Origin of the sequence: Streptomyces sp. NPDC091289 (assembly GCF_044757365.1) — a bacterium.
Taxonomy (GTDB): domain Bacteria; phylum Actinomycetota; class Actinomycetes; order Streptomycetales; family Streptomycetaceae; genus Streptomyces.
The window spans coordinates 1-19,024 of record NZ_JBIVUT010000023.1 but is presented as its reverse complement, the minus strand read 5'-3'; the positions used below and the strand labels follow the sequence as shown (position 1 = coordinate 19,024).

Genomic DNA, 19,024 nt, shown 5'->3' with positions numbered 1-19,024 from the left:
CACGCTTGGATCATGAGCGATCTCCTCGAACGGCTGCGCGCGGGACTGCCTCCCGAGGCGCTGATCACCGATCCGGACGTCACCGCGTCCTACGCCCACGACATGGCGAGCTTCTGCGAGGCCGGCACCCCGGCCGTCGTCGTGCTCCCGCGCACGGTCGAGCAGGTCCAGCACGTCATGCGCACCGCCACCGCGCTGCGCGTCCCGGTCGTCCCGCAGGGCGCCCGTACCGGCCTGTCCGGCGCGGCCAACGCCTCGGACGGCTGCATCGTGCTGTCCCTGGTGAAGATGGACCGGATCCTGGAGATCAGCCCGGTCGACCGGATCGCCGTCGTCGAACCGGGCGTCGTCAACGCGGTGCTCTCACGCGCGGTGAACGAACACGGTCTGTACTACCCGCCGGACCCCTCCAGCTGGGAGACGTGCACCATCGGCGGCAACATCGGCACCGCGTCCGGCGGCCTGTGCTGCGTGAAATACGGGGTCACCGCCGAGTACGTCCTCGGTCTGGACGTCGTCCTCGCCGACGGGCGGCTCCTGACCACCGGCCGCCGCACCGCCAAGGGCGTCGCCGGATACGACCTCACCCGGCTCTTCGTCGGCTCCGAGGGCAGCCTCGGCATCGTCGTCAAGGCCGTCCTCGCACTCAAACCACAGCCGCCCCAGCAGCTCGTCCTCGCCGCCGAGTTCCCCTCGGCGGCCGCCGCCTGTGACGCTGTGTGCCGGATCATGGAGCGCGGTCACACCCCGTCACTCCTCGAACTGATGGACCGTACGACCGTGCGTGCCGTCAACGCGCTGGCCTCCATGGGCCTCCCCGAGACCACCGAGGCCCTGCTCCTCTGCGCCTTCGACACCCCCGACCCGCTCGCCGACCTCGCCGCCGTCGGAGCGCTCTGCACCGCCGCCGGGGCCACCGAAGTGGTCCCCGCCGACAACCCGGCCGAGTCCGAACTGCTCCTCCAGGCCCGCCGGATGTCGCTCACCGCACTGGAGACCGTCAAGTCCGCCACGATGATCGACGACGTCTGCGTACCGCGCTCGCAGCTCGGCGCGATGCTCGCGGGCACGGCGGCCATCGCCGAGGAGTACGACCTCACCATCGGCGTCTGCGCCCACGCGGGCGACGGCAACACCCACCCCGTCGTCTGCTTCGACCACCACGACCCCGACGAGTCCCGCCGGGCCCGCGAGTCCTTCGACGCCATCATGGCGCTCGGTCTGGAGCTCGGCGGAACCATCACCGGCGAGCACGGCGTCGGCGTCCTCAAGAAGGAGTGGCTCGCCCGCGAACTGGGCGAGACCGGCGTCGAACTGCAACGCGGCATCAAGGCCGCCTTCGACCCGCTCGGTCTCCTCAACCCCGGCAAGCTCTTCTGACAGCCCTCCTGTTCGGCCGCTCTCACACCTCACCGTCCTGGGACGGCGACTCGTCCGCCGACCACGGGTCGCTCAGCCACAGGTCGTCCGCCGGCAGCGGGGCCAGCAGCTCCGCCAGCGCCTCGTCGATGCCGAGCCGCTCGGTCTCCGAGCCCGGCGGCACCACCCGCAGGGTCCGCTCCACCCAGGCGGCCACGGCGGCCGAAGGCACCTCCAGCAGGGCGTTGCCGTCGGGGGAGGTGAGGGCCACGCAGATCACGCTGCGGCCCGCGACCTTCGTCGGCCAGATCCGTACGTCCCCGTGCCCGCACGGCCGGAACACGCCCTCCACCAGCAGCTCCCGGGCGAACGTCCAGTGCACGGGCGACTCGGAGCCGATGTGGAAGGCGATGTGCACGGCGTACGGGTCGTCCGTGCGGTACGTCAGCCGGGCGGGTACCGGAATGGACCGCTCGGGGGACAGGACGAGACGCAGCTCCAGCTCACGTTCCACGATGCTCATCATGAGAATGCACAACCTTCCGGTGCTCATGGGCCGGTCCCGTGACCGTCCCGCACAAGGAGAGAGCGCCCTCCCCGCCACCTATTACGCGACTTCTCAAAAAAAACTTCGGGCCGTCCCGAAAGTGGTCCCAAACAGGTGGACCGGCCCGGGGGCGGGCGGCTGTCTGATAGATGTGGACCCTTGTATTGAGGCCGTCCGCCCGCACCGCGGGGACGGCCTGAGGCCTCGAAGAGATACGGGACCCGCTGATGAGCGCGCCAACTCCGGCACCCGGTGACGAAAGCCCCCGCGAGGGCTACTACCCCGACCCCTCCATCCCCGGCTACGTCCGGTACTGGAACGGCGCGTCCTGGGTCCCCGGTACGAGCCGTCCCGCGCCCCGGCAGTCGGGCCCGGCCGCTGCCTCCGCCGCCGCTGCCCCCTCCGGCCCCGCCGCTCCCGTCGCCGGTGCGCAGACCGCACCGGTGGAGGAGACCGGGCCGATCTTCTTCGACGAGGAGGACGGACTCCAGGCGGACGGGGGCGCCCCGGGCGAACCCGCCGCGGACGCCGGGTCGGTCTGGCAGGCGGACACCGCACGCCAGAACGGTTTCGGCGGCGAAGGGGACCGCCGCGTCGACTGGGGCGGGCCGGCGCAGGAGCCCGCCGCCCGCCCGTCGCCGCCGGCCGACCCGAGGACGCCGCTGGCCCAGGACCCGACCGGCGGCGCGCTGCCGGGGATGCGGGAGAGCGGCGACCGGTCCGCCGAGGAGGCCGGGGCACGTCCGCCGACCGACGGGACGGTCACGATCCGCGCGGTGGGGCCGCAGCCGAAGGCGGTACGGGGGAACGCCCCGGAGCCCCGTGCCCTCCCGGCACAGGCGCAGCCCCAGCCGCAGCCGCAGCAGGTCCAACAGGGACAGCAGGCCCAGTCGTCACGGCAGGTCCAGCAGACCCCGCAGGCCCAGCCGCCACAGCAGGCGCAGCCGTTGGCTCCCGCGCCGGTCCGGGGTCCCGCTCCCGCCCCCGTCCCCGCACCGCAGGAAGTACGTCAGGGGCCGGTCCAGGCCCCCGCCGCCGCCCCCGTGCCCACGCCGTCCCCCGCCGCCCCCGCCCCCGTACCTCCGGCGGCCCTGCACACGCCCCTGACGCCCGGCCCCGGCGGCGGCTCCGCCTCCTGGGCGCAGCAGGTCCACCAACTGGCCCAGCCCGAACCGCAGCAGCAGCAACCACAACTGCAGCAGCAGCAGCAACAACTGCAGCAGCAACAGCCGTCGCTCCAGCAGCAGCGACAGGGGCCCGGCCCGGGGGCGGATCAGCCCGTCGTGCCCTGGAAGCCGCCGGTCGACGACCCCTTCCAGCAACTCGCCCGCAACCAGGCCTCGGCCCGGCCCGCCGGGCTCGGCAAGCGGTTCGCCGCCCGGCTGGTCGACAGCCTCGTGCTCGGCGCGGTGGTCGGGGCGGCGGCGGTCCCGCTGGCCACCCGGGCGCTCGACCACATCGACCGGAAGATCACCGCGGCGAAGGAGACGGGGGAGACGGTCACCGTCTGGCTGCTGGACTCCACCACCGGGGCGCTGCTGGGGGCGCTGCTCGCCGCCTTCCTCCTCATCGGCTTCCTCCTGGAGGCGCTGCCGACGGCCAAGTGGGGCCGGACGCTGGGCAAGAAGCTCTGCGGCCTCGACGTACGGGACATCGAGTCCCACGACGCGCCCACCCTGGGCGCGGCCCTGCGCCGCTGGCTCGTCTACGGCGTGCTGGGGCTGCTCGCCATCGGCGTGGTCAACGTCCTCTGGTGCCTGTTCGACCGCCCCTGGCGCCAGTGCTGGCACGACAAGGCCGCCCGCACCTTCGTCGCCGGCTGAGCGGGCGCCGGCTGAGCGGGCGCCGGCTGAGCGGGCGCCGGCTGAGCGGGCACAGGCTGACCGGGCGTCGGCTGGCCGAGCGTCGGCTGGCCGAGCGGGCGGCGACATGCCCGTTTAGACTCGTATGCCACCCTGCGTCCCCCGAACGCACCTGAGCCGTTGCGGGCCCCGGTGGTGCGGGATGCACTGCCCCCATGAGCAACGACCAGCCGACGCCCGGCCAGCCGCCCGAGGACGACGATCCGTTCCTCAAGAAGCCGCAGGAGCCCTCGCCGCCGTCCGAGGGTCAGCCGTACGGCAGTGCGCCGCCCCCGCCGCCGCCTCCGCCCCCGCCGAACGATCCGTACGGCAGCGGCGGCGGTTTCGGGGCGCCCGATCCGCTGGCCGGGATGCCGCCGCTCGCCGAGCCGGGGAAGCGGATCCTGGCGCGGCTCATCGACTTCCTGATCATCTCGATCCCGCTGTATCTGATCTCGCTGCCCTGGGGCGGCGCGGTCGACGTCAACGGGGACGGCGACGACGGGTTCGGCGACGCGGTCGCCAACGGGTACGGCGGAAGCCAGCTGGTGTGGTCGCTCATCGGTCTGGTGGTGTACGTCGCCTACGACACGTACTTCACCCACAAGGACGGCCGTACGGTGGGCAAGCGGCTGCTGAAGCTGCGCGTCGCGATGCTCAACGACGGGCGGGTGCCCGACACCGGGGCCGCACTGATGCGGGCCGTCGTGCTGTGGGCCCCGGCGCTGCTGTGCTGCCCGTGCCTGTGGTGGCTGATCAACATCGTGCTGATGTTCACCGACAAGCCCTACCGGCAGGGGCTCCAGGACAAGGCGGCGAAGACGGTCGTGGTGGCCGCCCGCTAGCGGACCCGGGAACGGCCCGCCGGAACCCGCTCGCGGGTCCCGATGCCCTCCAGCGCGTGGTGAGTTCGGGCGGCGGCGGCAGCGGCCTGCGCGGTCGCCGTCCGCCCGGCCCCCTGCGCCACCCGGTGGCGGGGGAGCGGCAGGCGTACGGCCACCAGGAGGCCGAGGGCCAGCGCGGCCACGCCGACGGCGGCCACCCCGGCGCCGGACTCCGTGCGGAACAGCAGCAGCAGGGCCAGCGTCGTGACGACGACGGTGGCCGAACCGTAGGCGAACTGTGCGGCAGTCGGACGCGGCATGGCGATTTCCGTCCTCGGGACGTCGGATGGGCGGGCGGTCGGCACGGTTGATGGCGCCGAACGACCCTACGACGGTGGATGCCCGAGCCGGACCGGTAGTAAGCGTGACCTAACACACGGTACCGGTGCACAGGGGGCGCACGGAGTCACGCCTCTCACCAACCGGACAGTGGGGCGCGCCTGTTGGAAAGCGCCGACGGCCAGGTCCGGACGGTCACCGTTCTTTTACCGTTCCCATGCCCTCCTCATACCGTCCGCATACCGGAAGGGCACTCCGCATAGTGCACTTGGTCTGTTCAAGTCAAGGTCTGTCTTTTCTCTCATAACTCCGATCGAATGTCGTCACTTGTGACGCGTTTACGCGCGCGGCCCGCTAGATACCCCCCTGGCCGCTGCGCGGACGCCCGGGGAGGACTGCATCAAGTGACCAATCAGAGACGGGCGCTTCGCACCGCCGCCGTTGTCGTGGCCATGGCTGCGACCGCTGCGACGGCGTCGACCTTCGCCACCGCCCAGGCGCATGACAGCTCATCAGGTTCCGGTGTCTCCACCGTCGACCGCCGTGACCCGGCGCCGGCCAAGGGGCATGTGGAGCACAACCTGGAAGGCCCCTTCAGCGAGCAGCAGGCCGCCCAGCGCGAGGCCGCGCTCGGGCAGGTGCTGTCCGGGGACAAGAAGGTGTCGAACCGGAGCGGCTCCAAGGTCGTCAAGCTCGGCGACAAGAAGTACGTGGAGCTCGGCCGGGAGAAGACCGACAAGATCTTCACCATCCTGCTGGAGTTCGGCGACGAGGTCGACGACACCACGATGTTCGACCCGGACGGCGACGGTCCCAAGCCGCCCGTCAAGAAGTACGGCGGCACCCCGGGCCCGGCGCACAACGAGATCGCCAAGCCGGACCCGAAGAAGGACAACAGCACCGCCTGGAAGGACGACTACAACCAGGAGCACTTCCAGGAGCTCTACTTCGGCGAGGGCAAGGGCGTCCACTCGCTCAAGACCTACTACGAGAAGACCTCCTCGGGCCGCTACTCGGTCGAGGGCGAGGTCTCCGACTGGGTCAAGGTCCCCTACAACGAGGCCCGTTACGGCTCCAACTACTGCGGCCAGTCCAACTGCGCCAACGTGTGGGACGCGGTGCGCGACGGTGTGAACGCCTGGGTCGCCGACCAGCAGGCCAAGGGCCGTACCGACGCCGAGATCAAGGCGAACCTGGCCGAGTACGACCAGTGGGACCGCTACGACTACGACGGCGACGGCAACTTCAACGAGCCCGACGGCTACATCGACCACTTCCAGCTGGTCCACGCCGGCGAGGACGAGTCGGCCGGCGGCGGCGCCGAGGGCGAGAACGCCATCTGGGCGCACCGCTGGTACGCGTACGGCACCAACGCCGGTGCGACCGGCCCCGAGGACAACAAGGCCGGTGGCGCCCAGATCGGCGACACGGGCATCTGGGTCGGCGACTACACCGTCCAGCCCGAGAACGGCGGACTGGGCGTCTTCGCCCACGAGTACGCCCACGACCTCGGCCTCCCGGACCTGTACGACACCTCCGGCGGCGGCGAGAACTCCGTCGGCTTCTGGTCCCTGATGTCGGCGGGCTCCTGGCTCGGCACCGGCAAGGGCGAGATCGGCAACCTGCCGGGCGACATGACCTCGTGGGACAAGCTCCAGCTGGGCTGGCTCGACTACGACAAGGCCAAGGCCGGCAAGACCTCGCTGCACAAGCTGGGCGTCTCGGAGTACAACACCAAGGACCCGCAGGCGCTCGTCGTCGAGCTGCCCGAGAAGGCCGTCACCACCACCGTCGTCAAGCCCGCCGAGGGCGCGAAGCAGTGGTGGAGCGACATGGGCGACGACCTGTCGAACACCCTGACCCGCTCGGTCGACCTGACCGGCAAGTCCAAGGCCACGCTGGACCTTTCGGGCTGGTACGACATCGAGGCCGACTACGACTACCTCTACACCGAGGTGTCCGACAACGGCGGCACCAGCTGGACCGCGCTCGACGGCACCGCCGACGGCAAGGCCATCCCGCGCGACGCCAGTGACAAGCCGGCCCTGACCGACGTCTCGGGCGACTACACGAAGCTCTCCTTCCCGCTGGACGCCTACGCGGGCAAGAAGGTCGACCTCCGCTTCCGCTACCAGACGGACGGCGGCGCGGGCGGCAAGGGCTTCGCGGCCGACGAGATCACCGTCACGGCCGACGGCGCCGAGCTCTTCTCGGACAACGCCGAGGGCGACGACAACGGCTGGACCACGAAGGGCTTCTCGCGCATCGGCGAGTCCTTCACCCAGGACTACCCGCAGTACTACATCGCGGAGAACCGCCAGTACGTCTCGTACGACGAGACCCTGAAGGTCGGCCCGTACAACTTCGGCTTCTCCGGCACCCGTCCGGACTGGGTCGAGCACTACGCGTACCAGACGGGTCTGCTGGTCTGGCTCTGGGACACCTCCCAGAAGGACAACAACACCTCCGTCCACCCGGGCCAGGGTCTGATCCTGCCGATCGACGCGCACGCCAAGCCGCTCAAGTGGAAGGACGGCTCGCTCCTGCGCAACAAGATCCAGCCGTTCGACGCGCCGTTCAGCTGGTACCCGAACAAGGGCTTCACGCTCCACAACGCGGACGTCCCGCTGAAGATCCAGCCCGCGCTGGGCAACCCGGTCTTCGACGACCGCAAGGGCACCTACTGGTACAAGGAGAACCCCACGGGCAGTGTCAAGGTTTCTGACACGAACACCCGCATCTCCATCGTGCACGAGCCCCTCAACGGCTCGACCATGAGCGTGCTGGTCAGCCCCTCGGGTCGCTGATCAAGTAAAACCGCAGTTCAAACCATGATCGGCCGTCGCCCTCTAGCGGGCGGCGGCCGATCGTGTTTAGGTGCGTCTTGTTCACATCCTTATTGACACGACGTCTCACGGGGGAGCGCGGAGCATGGCTGGCGGAGGTTTCTGCAGGTTGCCGAACGGCACGGTGGTGGTCGCCCTGACCCTGACCAGACCGGCCGACGGATCAGGTCCCCGCGGCGGTACGGGAGCCGGGCCCGGAGCCCCGGTACGGGTGCTGGTGCACGCGGCGAACCGGGCGCGCGCCCTGACCAGGCTGCGCAATCTGGGGCTGCGGGCGGTCTATCTGCGCGGCAACGACCGGCCGCCGACGCCGGACGAGGTCACGGCGGTGCTGCACCATCCGGACGGGCTGCTGTGGCGGGCCGCCCCGCAGGAGGAGCCGGCCGGCCTGTCGGGCCTCGCGGCCCAGTCGCCCCAGGCGGTCCAGTCCTCCCAGGCGGCCCTGTCATCCCAGGGGCCGGAGTCGTCCCAGGCGCCGCAGTCGTATCAGTCGCTCCAGTCGTGCCAGGAGCTGTGGCACCCGATCAGGGCCCTGCTGGGCTCCTCCGGGTACGCCGGACCGGCCCGCCCGGCCGCTTAGGGCCGCGGGGCGGGGTCCGGGGCCACCGGGGTCACGACGACGCGACGACGGGCGTTCCGGAGAGCTTCACGCCCGCCGTACGCAGCTCCGCCAGGGCCCGTTCCGTGGTCGCCCCGGACACGCCCGCGGTCAGGTCGAGCAGCACGTGCGTGACGAAGCCCTCACGGGCCGCGTCCAGGGCGGTGGCCCGTACGCAGTGGTCGGTGGCGATGCCGACCACGTCGACCTCGGTGACCTCGCGGTCGCGCAGCCACCGGGCGAGGCCGGTGCCGTTCTCGTCGGAGCCCTCGAACCCGCTGTAGGCGGCCGAATACGCCCCCTTGTCGAACACCGTGTCGATCGCGCCGGAGGCGACGGCGGGCGCGAAGTTCGGGTGGAAGCCGACGCCCTCCGTACCGGCGACGCAGTGCACCGGCCAGGAGTGCTCGAAGTCCGGGTTGGGCGAGAAGTGGTCGCCCGGGTCGATGTGGTGGTCGCGGGTGGCCACCACGTGGCGGTAGCCGGGCTGGGCGTCGCCGATCAGGTCGGTGATGGCGGCGGCGACATCGGCACCGCCCGCCACCGCGAGGCTGCCGCCCTCGCAGAAGTCGTTCTGAACGTCCACGACGATCAATGCGCGGTGCATGGCGGGTGTCCTTCGGTGGGGGCGGGAGCGGATGGGGGCGGGAGCGGAAGCGGGAGCGGAAGTGGGAGCGGTGGGGCCGGGATGGGGGTGCCCGGGTGGGTCCGAGGGTTCGAGCCTAGGCACTGGAACGTCACAATCAAGCCCGTCGGCCAAACCCCCGGTTGTGGACCCGGCCGGTCCGGGCGGCCGGGGCGGCCCCGGCGGGCCGCCCCGGCACTGCTCTCAGGCGTACTCGGTCGGGATCACCGGCTCGCCGCGCGACAGCTGGATCGCCGACATCGGCAGCTCCGCGCGCGCGGCCACGTGCCGCTCCCGGACGGCCTCCAGGGGCTCGCGCACGAGCACCTCGCCGCCCCGCACCAGCTCCACCAGCAGCGGCCGGCCGGCCGACGCGGGCATGGGGCCGGTGCCGATCACCTCGGCCTCGGCGACGCCCTGCTCATCGGTCCGGCGGGCGGCCCACTTGCGACCGCCCTTCGACGACTTCGCGCCGAGCGACTTCTTGGCCACCGGCACCAGCGGAGCGTCCGGCTCCGCCGAGCCGGCGCGGGCCACCAGCTTGTAGACCATCGAGCAGGTGGGGTGCCCGCTCCCGGTGACCAGCTGGGTGCCGACCCCGTACGCGTCCACCGGTGCGGCGGCCAGCGAGGCGATGGCGTATTCGTCCAGGTCCGAGGTCACCACGATCTTCGTGCCCGTCGCCCCCAGCTCGTCCAGCTGCTGCCGCACCCGGTGCGCGACCAGCAGCAGGTCCCCGGAGTCGATCCGTACGGCGCCGAGCTCGGGACCCGCGATCTCGACGGCCGCCCGGACCGCCTCGGTCACGTCGTACGTGTCGACCAGCAGCGTCGTGCCCCGGCCCAGCGAGTCCACCTGCGCCCGGAACGCGTCGCGCTCGGTGTCGTGCAGCAGGGTGAAGGCGTGCGCGCTCGTGCCGACGGTCGGGATCGCCCAGCGGAAGCCCGCCGCGAGGTCGGAGGTGGCGTCGAAGCCGCCGACGTACGCGGCGCGGGCCGAGGCCACGGCGGAGAGCTCGTGGGTGCGCCGCGCGCCCATCTCGATCAGCCGGCGGCCCCCGGCGGCGCCCGACATGCGCGAGGCGGCGGCGGCGATGGCGGAGTCGTGGTTGAGGATGGAGAGGATCACCGTCTCCAGCAGCACGCACTCGGCGAAGGACCCCTCCACCCGCAGGATCGGGGAGCCCGGGAAGTAGACCTCGCCCTCCGGGTAGCCCCAGATGTCGCCGCTGAAGCGGTAGCCGGCCAGCCATTCGAGGGTGGGCTCGTCGACGATGTCCTGCTGGCGCAGGAAGCCGATCATCTCGTCGTCGAAGTGGAAGTTCTCCACCGCGTCCAGCACCCGCCCGGTGCCCGCGACGACTCCGTAGCGCCGCCCCTCGGGCAGCCGGCGGGTGAACGCCTCGAAGACCGAGTGCCGGTCGGCGGTGCCGGCCTTGAGGGCCGCCTGCACCATGGTCAGCTCGTACTGGTCGGTGAAGAGCGCCGTCGACGGAACGCCGACCCGTCGCCCGAGGTCCGCTGAGTTCATGGCTGGGATGCTACCCCCTATTCGTCAAAGTGACGAGATGTGGGGTCCGTTTGTGCGCCGGGCCCGCCCGGGTGGCAGCATGGGACAGGTGAGCGTTGCTACCCCCGTAGAGATCGAACGTCCCGATTCGGCCGAGGAGACCTTCGCGGTCCCCGAGCCGGACGTCCCGTGGGTGACGCTCGTCCACAATGACCCGGTCAATCTCATGAGCTATGTGACCTATGTCTTCCAGGCCTACTTCGGCTACCCGAAGGACAAGGCCCACCGGCTCATGATGGACGTGCACCAGAAGGGCCGCGCCGTCGTCTCCAGCGGGAGCCGCGAGGAGATGGAACGCGACGTCCAGGCCATGCACGGCTACGGGCTGTGGGCCACCCTCACCCAGGACCGCAACTAACCCCTTCAGGCCGTTGCCGGCCCGCCTCCACCGCCCCGCCTCCACCCGCCCCGTTCGACCCACCATCGGAGAACCCATGGCCGGCCATTTCGAGGCCACCCCAGGCGGCGGCGCGGCCGTCGCGCTCGACGAGGTCGAGATCTCCATCCTGCGCTCCCTCGCCGTACAGCTGCTCGAACTGATCGGCCCCGGCGACGAGCCCGCCGACGGCGAGGACCCGCTCGCCGCCCTCTTCGCCGAGGGCCCCAGCAAGCCGCCCTCCGACCCGGCGCTCGCCCGGCTCTTCCCCGACGCCTACGGCGGCCCCGACCTGCCCGCCGCGTCCGGAAAGCCGGAGGAGGAGCTGCGCGAGCTGTCCGCCGAGTTCCGCCGCTTCACCGAGAACGACCTGCGCTCCGGCAAGCGCGAGGACGCCGTCACCGTCGTCCGCACCCTGGACGCCCTCGCGCCCGCCGGGGACGGCGGCGCCGTCCTCACCCTCACCGGCGACGAGTGCCGCTGCTGGCTCCGCTCCCTCAACGACCTGCGGCTGACCATCGGCACCCGGCTGGAGGTCTCCGACGAGGAGGAGGGCGAGGAGGGCTCGCTCTACCGGCTCCCCGACTCCGATCCGCGCAAGCCCATGGTGATGGCCTACCTCTGGCTCGGCGCGCTCCAGGAAACGCTCGTCGAGACCCTGATGCCGTAGAGGCGCGGGGCGTCGCTCTCCTTTCCCGCCGCGCCGGAGCGAACGTCATCCGTTCGCTCAACGGACGCTCAGATCCGCATAACGATCCCCCCAAGTGATTCGGCCCTTTCGTGCCGGACGGCCCGCCTTGCCCGCTTTTCGCTGTGGTGTGCGCCACAGAATGTCCCACCGTGTCCCGTGACGGCCGTGATAAATCTTCACGACCGCCCGGGGACGTCACCCCTGTTCCCGGGGGCGCCACAGACCGGCCGAACGCCGGTGGCACTCCATCCATATCCGGGGGGATCAGGACCTGATCCGCAGCCTTGTACGGCGCGGATCGGCGTGGAGAAAGGCGCACCACCATGACATCGGCGCAGGTCGACGAGGGACAGGTCGACAAGGGTCGGCCCGGCGGCGACGCCGGGACCGACGGAGCCGACGGATCCGGCGGCGAGGGATACCAGCGCGGTCTGGGAGCCCGTCAGATCCAGATGATCGCCATCGGCGGAGCCATCGGCACCGGGCTCTTCCTCGGCGCGGGCAAAGCCATCGACCGGGCCGGGCCCAGCCTCATCCTGGCCTACGTCATCGCGGGCCTGGTCATCTTCTTCATCATGCGGGCCCTGGGCGAACTCCTCATGTACCGCCCGGTCTCCGGCTCCTTCTCGGAGTACGCCCGGGAATTCCTCGGCCCGTTCTTCGGATTCGTGACCGGCTGGACGTACTGGCTCTTCTGGGTCGTCACCGGAATCACCGAAGTCACCGCCGCCGCCACCTATATGACGTACTGGTGGAACATTCCGCAGTGGCTGTCCGCCCTGGTGTTCACCGTCATTCTGTACGGCGCCAACCTGATCTCCGTGAAGCTCTTCGGTGAGCTGGAGTTCTGGTTCTCCATGGTCAAGGTCACCGCCATCATCGGCATGATCCTGATCTGCGCGGGCGTCCTCACCATCGGGTTCTCCGACGCCGGCGACACCGCGACCGTCTCCAACCTCTGGAACGACGGCGGCTTCTTCCCCAACGGCCTCACCGGCACGCTCATGACGCTCCAGATCGTCATGTTCGCCTTCCTCGCCGTGGAACTCGTCGGCGTCACCGCCGGGGAGTCCAAGGACCCCAAGACCGTGCTGCCCAAGGCCATCAACACCGTGCCGTGGCGCATCGCCGTCTTCTACGTCGGCGCACTGATCATGATCCTCTCGGTCGTGCCGTGGTCCACCTTCAAGCCCGGCGTCTCGCCGTTCGTGAAGGCCTTCGAGGAGATGGGCCTCGGCATCGGCGCCGCCATCGTCAACTTCGTCGTCCTCACCGCGGCGCTCTCCTCCTGCAACTCCGGCATGTACTCCACCGGCCGCATGCTCCGCGACCTCGCCCTCAACGGCCAGGGCCCCCGCGCCTTCACCAAGCTGACGAGGAACGGCCTGCCGCTGGTCGGCACCACGTTCTCCGCCGCCCTGATGCTCGTCGGCGTGTGGATCAACTACCAGTGGCCGGGCGAGGCGTTCAACTACGTCGTCTCCTTCGCGACCATCTCCGGCATGTGGGCCTGGATCATGATCCTGATCAGCCAGATCCGCTACCGCCGCATGGCCGACGCGGGCCTGCTGCCGCAGTCCTCGTTCAAGGCCCCCGGAGCCCCGTACACCAGCTGGTTCGCGCTCGCCTTCATCGGCCTGGTCATCATGATGATGGCGATCGACAAGGACGCCAGGATCTCGCTCTACTGCGCACCGCTGTGGGCGCTCATCCTCTTCGTCTCCTACCGGGTGCTCCAGGCGCGCACCCCGGAGAAGACCGAGAAGGCCGCCTCCGACACCCACTGACCCCGAGGGCGGGCCCCACGACCGCCCCTCCTCCCGGACTGCCCTCCCCGGCCGCCCCAACGGCCGACGGCGTCCAGCATGCGGCCCCTCGCGTACCACCCACCGGTACGCGAGGGGCCACCTGCCGCAGACCGACCGGCAATTGGGGGGCGGCGTCGCGGGGCTGGGCACGCGCATCTGCGGCGTTGTCGTCAATCACCAACGCTCCGCGTTGACTCAATCCTCCGCCTTGCAGCTGCACGCACCCAGCCCCGCTCCTTCTCCCACCCCCCAATTGCCGGTCGGTCTTATCCTGGCGCCATGCTGACCATCACCCAGACGCTCTACGACCAGATCGTCGCCCACTCCCGCGCCGACCACCCCGACGAGGCGTGCGGAGTGGTCGCGGGCCCGGCCGGGACGGACCGCCCCGAGCGCTTCATCCCGATGCTCAACGCCGCCCGCTCGCCCACGTTCTACGAGTTCGACTCCGCTGACCTCCTCAAGCTCTACCGCGACATGGACGACCGCGACGAGGAGCCGGTGATCGTCTACCACTCGCACACGGCGACCGAGGCCTACCCCTCCCGCACCGACGTCACGTACGCCAACGAACCCGGCGCCCACTACGTCCTCGTCTCCACCGCCGACACCGACGGCTCCGGACCCTTCCAGTTCCGCTCGTACCGCATCGTGGACGGCGAGATCACCGAGGAAGACGTGCAGGTCGTCGAGGCGTACTGAGACAGCCGGGCACCGCGCGGGGCCGCCGCCCGGGTCTGGCACACTGCACCCCAGACCCGACCACAAGGCAGCAGGAACCAGGAAGCCGGTGCGAATCCGGCACGGTCCCGCCACTGTGACCGGGCCCCCTCCCGTACGGACGACTCCCCACGGACGACTCCGCACCGGAGGGCGGCCCGGAAGCCAGGAACTGGCCCGCTGCCTTCTCGCATCGACCAGGGGACGCGGAAATCCCCCGGAGAGGCCCCGCCATGTCCCGGCGCACCCCCGCGCTCATAGCCGCCGCCGTGCTGCTCCCGCTCGCCCTCACCGCCTGCTCCAGCTCCTCCGACGGCGACACCGCCACCGGGGACAAGGCCGCGGCCAAGAGCGACGGCTTCCCGTACACCGTCAAGAACTGCGGCGTCACCACCACGTACAAGGCCCCGCCGAAGCGCGTCGTCACCATGAACCAGCACGTCACCGAGATCATGCTGGAACTGGGCCTGAAGAGCTCCCTCGTCGGCACCGCCTACCTCGACGATCAGGTCCTGCCGAAGTACGCGAAGGACTACGCCGCCGTCCCGGTCATCGCCAAGGAGTACCCCTCCTACGAGCAGGTCCTCGCCACCAACCCCGACTTCGTCTACGGCGGCTACAGCAGCGCCTTCACCGCCGGCGACGGCCGCAGCCGCGAGGCGCTGAAGAAGTCCGGCATCGAGACCCGCCTCAACGCCGAGAGCTGCACCAAGGGCGACCGGCCCATGGACACCCTCTACGAGGAGATCCGCGAGGTCGGCCGCACCTTCGGCGTCCCCGACCGCGCCGAGGCCTGGATCAAGCAGGCCAAGGCCGACAACGCGGCGACGGCCGAGAAGCTCAAGGACCTCAAGGCCCTCCCCGTCTTCGTCTACGACAGCGGCGACAAGACCGCCTTCACCGCCGGCGGCGAGGGCATCGGCAACGAGCTGATCGAGCGGGCCGGCGGCACGAACATCTTCGCCGACCTCGACAAGGCCTTCGGCGACGCCTCCTGGGAGAACGTCGTCGCCCGCAAGCCCGAGGTCATCGTGATCTACGACTACGGCTCCACCACCGTCGAACAGAAGAAGAAGCGCCTCCTGACCGACCCGGCCCTCGCCGACGTCCCCGCCATCAAGAACAAGCGCTTCGCGGTCATGCCGCTCTCCGACGCGGTCCTCGGCGTCCGCGTCCCCGCCGCCGTCGACAAGCTCGCGGCCCAGCTCCACCCGGCGGCCACCACCCCGTGACCTGCCGCACCCCCGCACCGCGGCGGCTGCTCCGCTACACCCTGGTGCTCGGCGTGCTCGCCGCGCTCCTCGCCGCCGCCGTGCTCGCCGCCCTCGCCCTCGGCTCCGTCCGCATCCCGCCCGGTCAGGTCCTCGACATCCTGACCGGGCGGGCGGAGGCGAGCCCCTTCCGCACGATCGTCCTGGACGTCCGGCTGCCCCGGGTGCTGCTCGGCATCGTCGTCGGCGCCGGACTCGCCGTCATCGGCACCGTCCTCCAGGCCCTCGTACGCAACCAGCTCGCCGACCCGTTCCTCCTCGGCGTCTCCTCCGGAGCCTCCACCGGCGCGGTCCTGGTGATCGTCCTCGGCATCGGCGCGTCGCTCGCCACCACCGTCACGATCCCCGCCGCCGCCTTCGCCGGCGCACTGCTCTCGCTGCTGCTCGTCTACACCCTGGCGCGCGGCGGAGGCGGCCTCACCACCAACCGGCTCGTCCTCGCCGGGGTCGCCGTCTCCTACATCCTCTCCGCCCTCACCAGCCTGATCCTGGTCACCTCCGCCCGCGCCGACCACCTCCAGGAAGTCCTCTACTGGACCCTCGGCGGCCTCGGCGCGGCCCGCTGGGACATGCTCGCGCTCCCCACGGTCACCCTGGTCGTCGGCACCGCCGTACTCCTCACCCTGGCCCGCCCGCTCGACCTGCTCCTGGTGGGGGAGGAGGGCGCCACCGTCCTCGGCCTCGACACCGCCCGCTTCCGGGCCGCCGTCTTCGTCCTCGCCTCCCTCATGACCGGGGCGCTCGTCGCGTACAGCGGGGCGATCGGCTTCGTCGGCCTGATGGTCCCGCACATGGCCCGGATGGCGGTGGGCGCCGCACACCGCGCGCTGCTCCCGGTCGTCGCCCTCGGCGGGGCGGTGTTCCTGGTCCTCGCCGACCTGGCCGCCCGGACGCTCGCCGCCCCGCAGGACATCCCGGTCGGCGTCCTCACGGCGCTGACGGGCGGCCCGTTCTTCCTGTGGATGCTCCGCCGCAGACCGGAGGGGGCGCCCGCATGACGACCGTGAGCACAGCCGGAGGGGGCGCCAGCATGACGATGATGCACGCACTTTCTGCCGAGGGAGCCCGCCCGTGACCACCCTGCGCACCGAAGGCCTCTCGTACGGCATCGGCGAGGGCCGCCACCTCGTCGACGCCGTCGACCTCACCGCCGCCGACGGCGAGACCGTCGGCCTCGTAGGCCCCAACGGCAGCGGCAAGACCACCCTCCTGCGCTGCGTCTACGGCACCCTGCGCCCCACCCACGGCCGCGTCCTCCTCGACGGCGACGACCTCGCCACCCTCCCCGTGAAGGCCCGCGCCCAGCGCATCGCCACCGTCCCGCAGGACGGCCACGCCGGATTCGAGCTCACCGTCGGCCAGGTCGTCGCGATGGGCCGCGCCCCGCACAAGCGGTTCTGGGAGGCGGACACCGCCGCCGACACCACCCTCGTCACCGAGGCCCTCGCCCGGGTCGGCATCGCCGCACTCGAACCCCGTACGTTCGCCTCCCTCTCCGGCGGCGAACGCCAGCGCGCCCTGGTCGCCCGCGCCCTGGTCCAGCAGCCCTCGCTCGTCGTCCTGGACGAACCGACCAACCACCTGGACATCCGCTACCAGCTGGAGATCCTCTCCCTGGTCCGCGACCTCGGCACCACCAACCTCCTCGCCCTGCACGACCTCAACCTCGCCGCCTACTACTGCGACCGCCTCTACGTCCTCAAGGACGGCCGCGTCGTCGCCTCCGGCACCCCGGAGAAGGTCCTCACGGCCGAACTGCTGGGCGAGGTGTACGGCGTCGCCGCCGAGGTCAGCACCCATCCGAAGACCGGCGCACCCACCGTCGTCTACCTCCCGGAAGGACGCGCCCGCCCCGCGATGTCCACATAGCGGTCGCTCACCATCCACCATGCGGGATGGCACTCGGGTTTCCGCACAGGGAATCGATACGATGCCCGCATGGTTCCCCATGACGTGAGCAACAAGACGCCGGGCACGCTGCTCGTCGCGCGGCTGCACGTCGACCTGTGCAGGCTCGCCAGCGCGATCTGTCCCACCCGCAGCCTGCCCGTGAGCCGCCCGGCCTGAGCCGCGGTCCGCGCGCCCACCCACACGCACCACCCCCTGCGCGGGGGCAGAAACGCGCGCCCCACGCCACCTCTCCGCATTCGACAGGAGCCCACGCCATGGCCATCGAGGTCCGCATCCCGACCATCCTCCGCACCTACACCGACGGCGCGAAGGCCGTCGAAGGCAACGGGGACACCCTCGCCGACCTCTTCGCCGACCTGGAGAGCCGCCACACCGGCATCCGTGAGCGCATCGTCGACGGCGAGCAGCTCCGCCGCTTCGTGAACGTCTACCTCAACGACGAGGACGTCCGCTTCCTCGACGGCATCAGCACGAAGCTCAGCGACGGCGACAACGTCACGATCCTCCCGGCCGTCGCCGGCGGCATGCGCTGATGCGGTACGACTCCCCGCTGGCGGCCGTGGGGAACACTCCCCTCGTCCGCCTCCCGCGGCTGTCCCCGTCCGAGGACGTCCGTATCTGGGCCAAGCTGGAGGACCGCAACCCCACCGGCTCGATCAAGGACCGCCCGGCGCTCCACATGGTCGAACAGGCCGAGAAGGACGGCCGGCTCACCCCCGGCTGCACCATCCTGGAGCCCACCAGCGGCAACACCGGCATCTCGCTCGCCATGGCGGCCAAGCTCAAGGGCTACCGCATCGTCTGCGTCATGCCGGAGAACACCTCCCAGGAACGGCGCGACCTGCTCGCCATGTGGGGCGCCGAGATCATCTCCTCCCCGGCCGCGGGCGGCTCCAACACCGCCGTACGCGTCGCGAAGGAACTGTCGGCCGAGCACCCGGACTGGGTGATGCTCTACCAGTACGGCAACCCGGACAACGCGGGCGCCCACTACGCCACCACCGGACCGGAGATCCTCACCGACCTCCCGTCCATCACCCACTTCGTCGCGGGCCTCGGCACCACCGGCACCCTCATGGGCGTCGGCCGCTACCTCCGCGAGAACCGCCCGGACATCCAGATCGTCGCCGCCGAACCGCGCTACGACGACCTCGTCTACGGCCTCCGCAACCTCGACGAGGGCTTCGTCCCCGAGCTCTACGACGCCTCGGTCCTCACCACCCGCTTCTCCGTGGGCTCCGCCGACGCGGTCACCCGCACCCGCGAACTCCTCCAGCAGGAGGGCATCTTCGCGGGCGTCTCCACCGGCGCCGCGCTCCACGCGGCGATCGGCGTGGGCAACAAGGCGGTCAAGGCGGGGGAGAGCGCCGACATCGTCTTCGTCGTCGCGGACGGCGGCTGGAAGTACCTGTCGACGGGCGTCTACACGGCGGAGACGACAGAAGCAGCCATCGAAACCCTGCAGGGCCAACTCTGGGCCTGAGCCGTCCGGGGACAAACCCAGCCCGTCCGGCGCTTGAGGACGTCTTTCAAGCCCCTCCGGCGCTTGAGGAGCGGGGCCCGGGGCAGCGCCCCGAAAGGGCCCCCCCCCCCCCCCCCCCCCCCCCGGGCCCCCCCGCGCCCCCCCCCCCCGCGCCCCCCCCCCCCCCCCCCCCCCCCCCCCCCCGCCCCCCCCCCCCCCCCCCCCCACCGGCCCCCC

The 19,024-nt window shown here is 71.2% G+C and carries 19 protein-coding genes and 1 riboswitch; of the genes, 15 read left to right on the top strand and 4 right to left on the bottom strand.

Features of this window, described 5'->3' with window-relative positions; all coding sequences use genetic code 11:
• Positions 1-12 precede the first annotated feature (12 nt).
• Positions 13-1,380: an FAD-binding oxidoreductase gene (locus ACIQPT_RS28050; protein WP_401159760.1), complete on the top strand. Its 1,368-nt coding sequence runs from the start codon at positions 13-15 to the stop codon at positions 1,378-1,380.
• A 22-nt stretch (positions 1,381-1,402) separates the two neighbouring features.
• On the opposite strand, the gene ACIQPT_RS28045 is transcribed toward ACIQPT_RS28050, so the two are convergent.
• Positions 1,403-1,885: an SsgA family sporulation/cell division regulator gene (locus tag ACIQPT_RS28045; RefSeq protein WP_401159759.1), complete on the bottom strand. Its 483-nt coding sequence runs from the start codon at positions 1,883-1,885 to the stop codon at positions 1,403-1,405.
• Between the two features lie 248 nt (positions 1,886-2,133).
• Here ACIQPT_RS28045 and ACIQPT_RS28040 point away from each other — a divergent pair, with 248 nt between their 5' ends.
• Both ACIQPT_RS28040 and ACIQPT_RS28035 read left to right on the top strand, forming a co-directional pair.
• Positions 2,134-3,729: an RDD family protein gene (locus ACIQPT_RS28040; RefSeq protein ID WP_401159757.1), complete on the top strand. Its 1,596-nt coding sequence runs from the start codon at positions 2,134-2,136 to the stop codon at positions 3,727-3,729.
• 194 nt (positions 3,730-3,923) lie between these two features.
• Positions 3,924-4,592: an RDD family protein gene (locus tag ACIQPT_RS28035; protein WP_401159755.1), complete on the top strand. Its 669-nt coding sequence runs from the start codon at positions 3,924-3,926 to the stop codon at positions 4,590-4,592.
• On the opposite strand, the gene ACIQPT_RS28030 is transcribed toward ACIQPT_RS28035, so the two are convergent.
• A complete protein-coding gene (locus ACIQPT_RS28030; RefSeq protein ID WP_401159753.1) occupies positions 4,589-4,891 on the bottom strand; it encodes a hypothetical protein in 303 nt (100 codons plus the stop codon). The two genes, ACIQPT_RS28035 and ACIQPT_RS28030, sit on opposite strands and share 4 nt — an antisense overlap.
• Before the next feature lie 423 nt (positions 4,892-5,314).
• On the opposite strand from ACIQPT_RS28030, the gene ACIQPT_RS28025 reads away from it, so the two are divergent.
• Both ACIQPT_RS28025 and ACIQPT_RS28020 read left to right on the top strand, forming a co-directional pair.
• Entirely contained in the window at positions 5,315-7,717 is a 2,403-nt protein-coding gene (locus tag ACIQPT_RS28025; protein ID WP_401159751.1) for an immune inhibitor A domain-containing protein, read from the top strand.
• Positions 7,718-7,967: 250 nt separating this feature from the next.
• Complete coding sequence (locus ACIQPT_RS28020) at positions 7,968-8,336, top strand: hypothetical protein (protein WP_401159932.1); 369 nt, start codon at positions 7,968-7,970, stop codon at positions 8,334-8,336.
• A 31-nt stretch (positions 8,337-8,367) separates the two neighbouring features.
• Here the strand turns inward: ACIQPT_RS28020 and ACIQPT_RS28015 are convergent, their stop codons facing one another.
• Both ACIQPT_RS28015 and ACIQPT_RS28010 read right to left on the bottom strand, forming a co-directional pair.
• Positions 8,368-8,961: an isochorismatase family protein gene (locus tag ACIQPT_RS28015; protein WP_401159749.1), complete on the bottom strand. Its 594-nt coding sequence runs from the start codon at positions 8,959-8,961 to the stop codon at positions 8,368-8,370.
• Between the two features lie 222 nt (positions 8,962-9,183).
• Positions 9,184-10,509: a nicotinate phosphoribosyltransferase gene (locus ACIQPT_RS28010; RefSeq protein ID WP_401159748.1), complete on the bottom strand. Its 1,326-nt coding sequence runs from the start codon at positions 10,507-10,509 to the stop codon at positions 9,184-9,186.
• Positions 10,510-10,588: 79 nt separating this feature from the next.
• Here ACIQPT_RS28010 and clpS point away from each other — a divergent pair, with 79 nt between their 5' ends.
• The 10 genes from clpS (at position 10,589) to ACIQPT_RS27960 (ending at position 18,808) form a co-directional block, all read left to right on the top strand.
• Positions 10,589-10,906 carry an ATP-dependent Clp protease adapter ClpS gene (gene clpS, locus ACIQPT_RS28005; RefSeq protein WP_401159746.1) on the top strand — a complete coding sequence of 106 codons (318 nt, stop codon included), beginning with the start codon at positions 10,589-10,591 and terminating at the stop codon, positions 10,904-10,906.
• Positions 10,907-10,982: 76 nt separating this feature from the next.
• Positions 10,983-11,594, top strand: a complete 612-nt coding sequence (locus ACIQPT_RS28000; RefSeq protein ID WP_401159744.1) for a DUF2017 domain-containing protein — start codon at positions 10,983-10,985, stop codon at positions 11,592-11,594.
• Positions 11,595-11,938: 344 nt separating this feature from the next.
• The gene (locus ACIQPT_RS27995; protein WP_401159743.1) at positions 11,939-13,402 is read left to right on the top strand and encodes an amino acid permease; all 1,464 of its coding nucleotides are present in this window, start codon (positions 11,939-11,941) and stop codon (positions 13,400-13,402) included.
• A gap of 300 nt (positions 13,403-13,702) precedes the next feature.
• On the top strand, positions 13,703-14,125 hold the full coding sequence (locus ACIQPT_RS27990; protein ID WP_401159741.1) for a Mov34/MPN/PAD-1 family protein: 423 nt from the start codon (positions 13,703-13,705) through the stop codon (positions 14,123-14,125).
• Between the two features lie 75 nt (positions 14,126-14,200).
• Positions 14,201-14,318: riboswitch (cobalamin riboswitch) on the top strand.
• A gap of 58 nt (positions 14,319-14,376) precedes the next feature.
• Positions 14,377-15,375 (top strand): ABC transporter substrate-binding protein, encoded by a 999-nt coding sequence (locus ACIQPT_RS27985; RefSeq protein ID WP_401159740.1) that lies wholly within the window; start codon positions 14,377-14,379, stop codon positions 15,373-15,375.
• Positions 15,372-16,412: a FecCD family ABC transporter permease gene (locus ACIQPT_RS27980; RefSeq protein WP_401159738.1), complete on the top strand. Its 1,041-nt coding sequence runs from the start codon at positions 15,372-15,374 to the stop codon at positions 16,410-16,412. Before ACIQPT_RS27985 ends, ACIQPT_RS27980 begins: the two co-directional genes overlap by 4 nt.
• 73 nt (positions 16,413-16,485) lie before the next feature.
• Positions 16,486-17,283 (top strand): ABC transporter ATP-binding protein, encoded by a 798-nt coding sequence (locus ACIQPT_RS27975; RefSeq protein WP_401159736.1) that lies wholly within the window; start codon positions 16,486-16,488, stop codon positions 17,281-17,283.
• Positions 17,284-17,352: 69 nt separating this feature from the next.
• Positions 17,353-17,481 (top strand): putative leader peptide, encoded by a 129-nt coding sequence (locus ACIQPT_RS27970; RefSeq protein ID WP_256123298.1) that lies wholly within the window; start codon positions 17,353-17,355, stop codon positions 17,479-17,481.
• Between the two features lie 98 nt (positions 17,482-17,579).
• The gene (locus ACIQPT_RS27965) at positions 17,580-17,858 is read left to right on the top strand and encodes a MoaD/ThiS family protein (RefSeq protein ID WP_006124874.1); all 279 of its coding nucleotides are present in this window, start codon (positions 17,580-17,582) and stop codon (positions 17,856-17,858) included.
• Positions 17,858-18,808 (top strand): cysteine synthase, encoded by a 951-nt coding sequence (locus ACIQPT_RS27960; protein WP_327218498.1) that lies wholly within the window; start codon positions 17,858-17,860, stop codon positions 18,806-18,808. The genes ACIQPT_RS27965 and ACIQPT_RS27960 overlap by 1 nt, the downstream gene beginning before the upstream one ends.
• Positions 18,809-19,024 lie beyond the last annotated feature (216 nt).

Excerpts from the sequence above, each read along its gene's own strand:
- ACIQPT_RS27970 (WP_256123298.1), top strand. The coding sequence starts at position 17,353 with ATGGTTCCCCATGACGTGAGCAACAAGACGCCGGGCACGCTGCTCGTC.
- ACIQPT_RS28050 (WP_401159760.1), top strand. The coding sequence starts at position 13 with ATGAGCGATCTCCTCGAACGGCTGCGCGCGGGACTGCCTCCCGAGGCG.
- ACIQPT_RS28035 (WP_401159755.1), top strand. The coding sequence starts at position 3,924 with ATGAGCAACGACCAGCCGACGCCCGGCCAGCCGCCCGAGGACGACGAT.
- ACIQPT_RS27965 (WP_006124874.1), top strand. The coding sequence starts at position 17,580 with ATGGCCATCGAGGTCCGCATCCCGACCATCCTCCGCACCTACACCGAC.
- ACIQPT_RS28040 (WP_401159757.1), top strand. The coding sequence starts at position 2,134 with ATGAGCGCGCCAACTCCGGCACCCGGTGACGAAAGCCCCCGCGAGGGC.
- ACIQPT_RS27990 (WP_401159741.1), top strand. The coding sequence starts at position 13,703 with ATGCTGACCATCACCCAGACGCTCTACGACCAGATCGTCGCCCACTCC.
- ACIQPT_RS28015 (WP_401159749.1), bottom strand. The coding sequence starts at position 8,961 with ATGCACCGCGCATTGATCGTCGTGGACGTTCAGAACGACTTCTGCGAG.
- ACIQPT_RS27985 (WP_401159740.1), top strand. The coding sequence starts at position 14,377 with ATGTCCCGGCGCACCCCCGCGCTCATAGCCGCCGCCGTGCTGCTCCCG.
- clpS (WP_401159746.1), top strand. The coding sequence starts at position 10,589 with ATGGGACAGGTGAGCGTTGCTACCCCCGTAGAGATCGAACGTCCCGAT.
- ACIQPT_RS28010 (WP_401159748.1), bottom strand. The coding sequence starts at position 10,509 with ATGAACTCAGCGGACCTCGGGCGACGGGTCGGCGTTCCGTCGACGGCG.
- ACIQPT_RS27960 (WP_327218498.1), top strand. The coding sequence starts at position 17,858 with ATGCGGTACGACTCCCCGCTGGCGGCCGTGGGGAACACTCCCCTCGTC.
- ACIQPT_RS28045 (WP_401159759.1), bottom strand. The coding sequence starts at position 1,885 with ATGATGAGCATCGTGGAACGTGAGCTGGAGCTGCGTCTCGTCCTGTCC.
- ACIQPT_RS28000 (WP_401159744.1), top strand. The coding sequence starts at position 10,983 with ATGGCCGGCCATTTCGAGGCCACCCCAGGCGGCGGCGCGGCCGTCGCG.
- ACIQPT_RS27995 (WP_401159743.1), top strand. The coding sequence starts at position 11,939 with ATGACATCGGCGCAGGTCGACGAGGGACAGGTCGACAAGGGTCGGCCC.
- ACIQPT_RS28030 (WP_401159753.1), bottom strand. The coding sequence starts at position 4,891 with ATGCCGCGTCCGACTGCCGCACAGTTCGCCTACGGTTCGGCCACCGTC.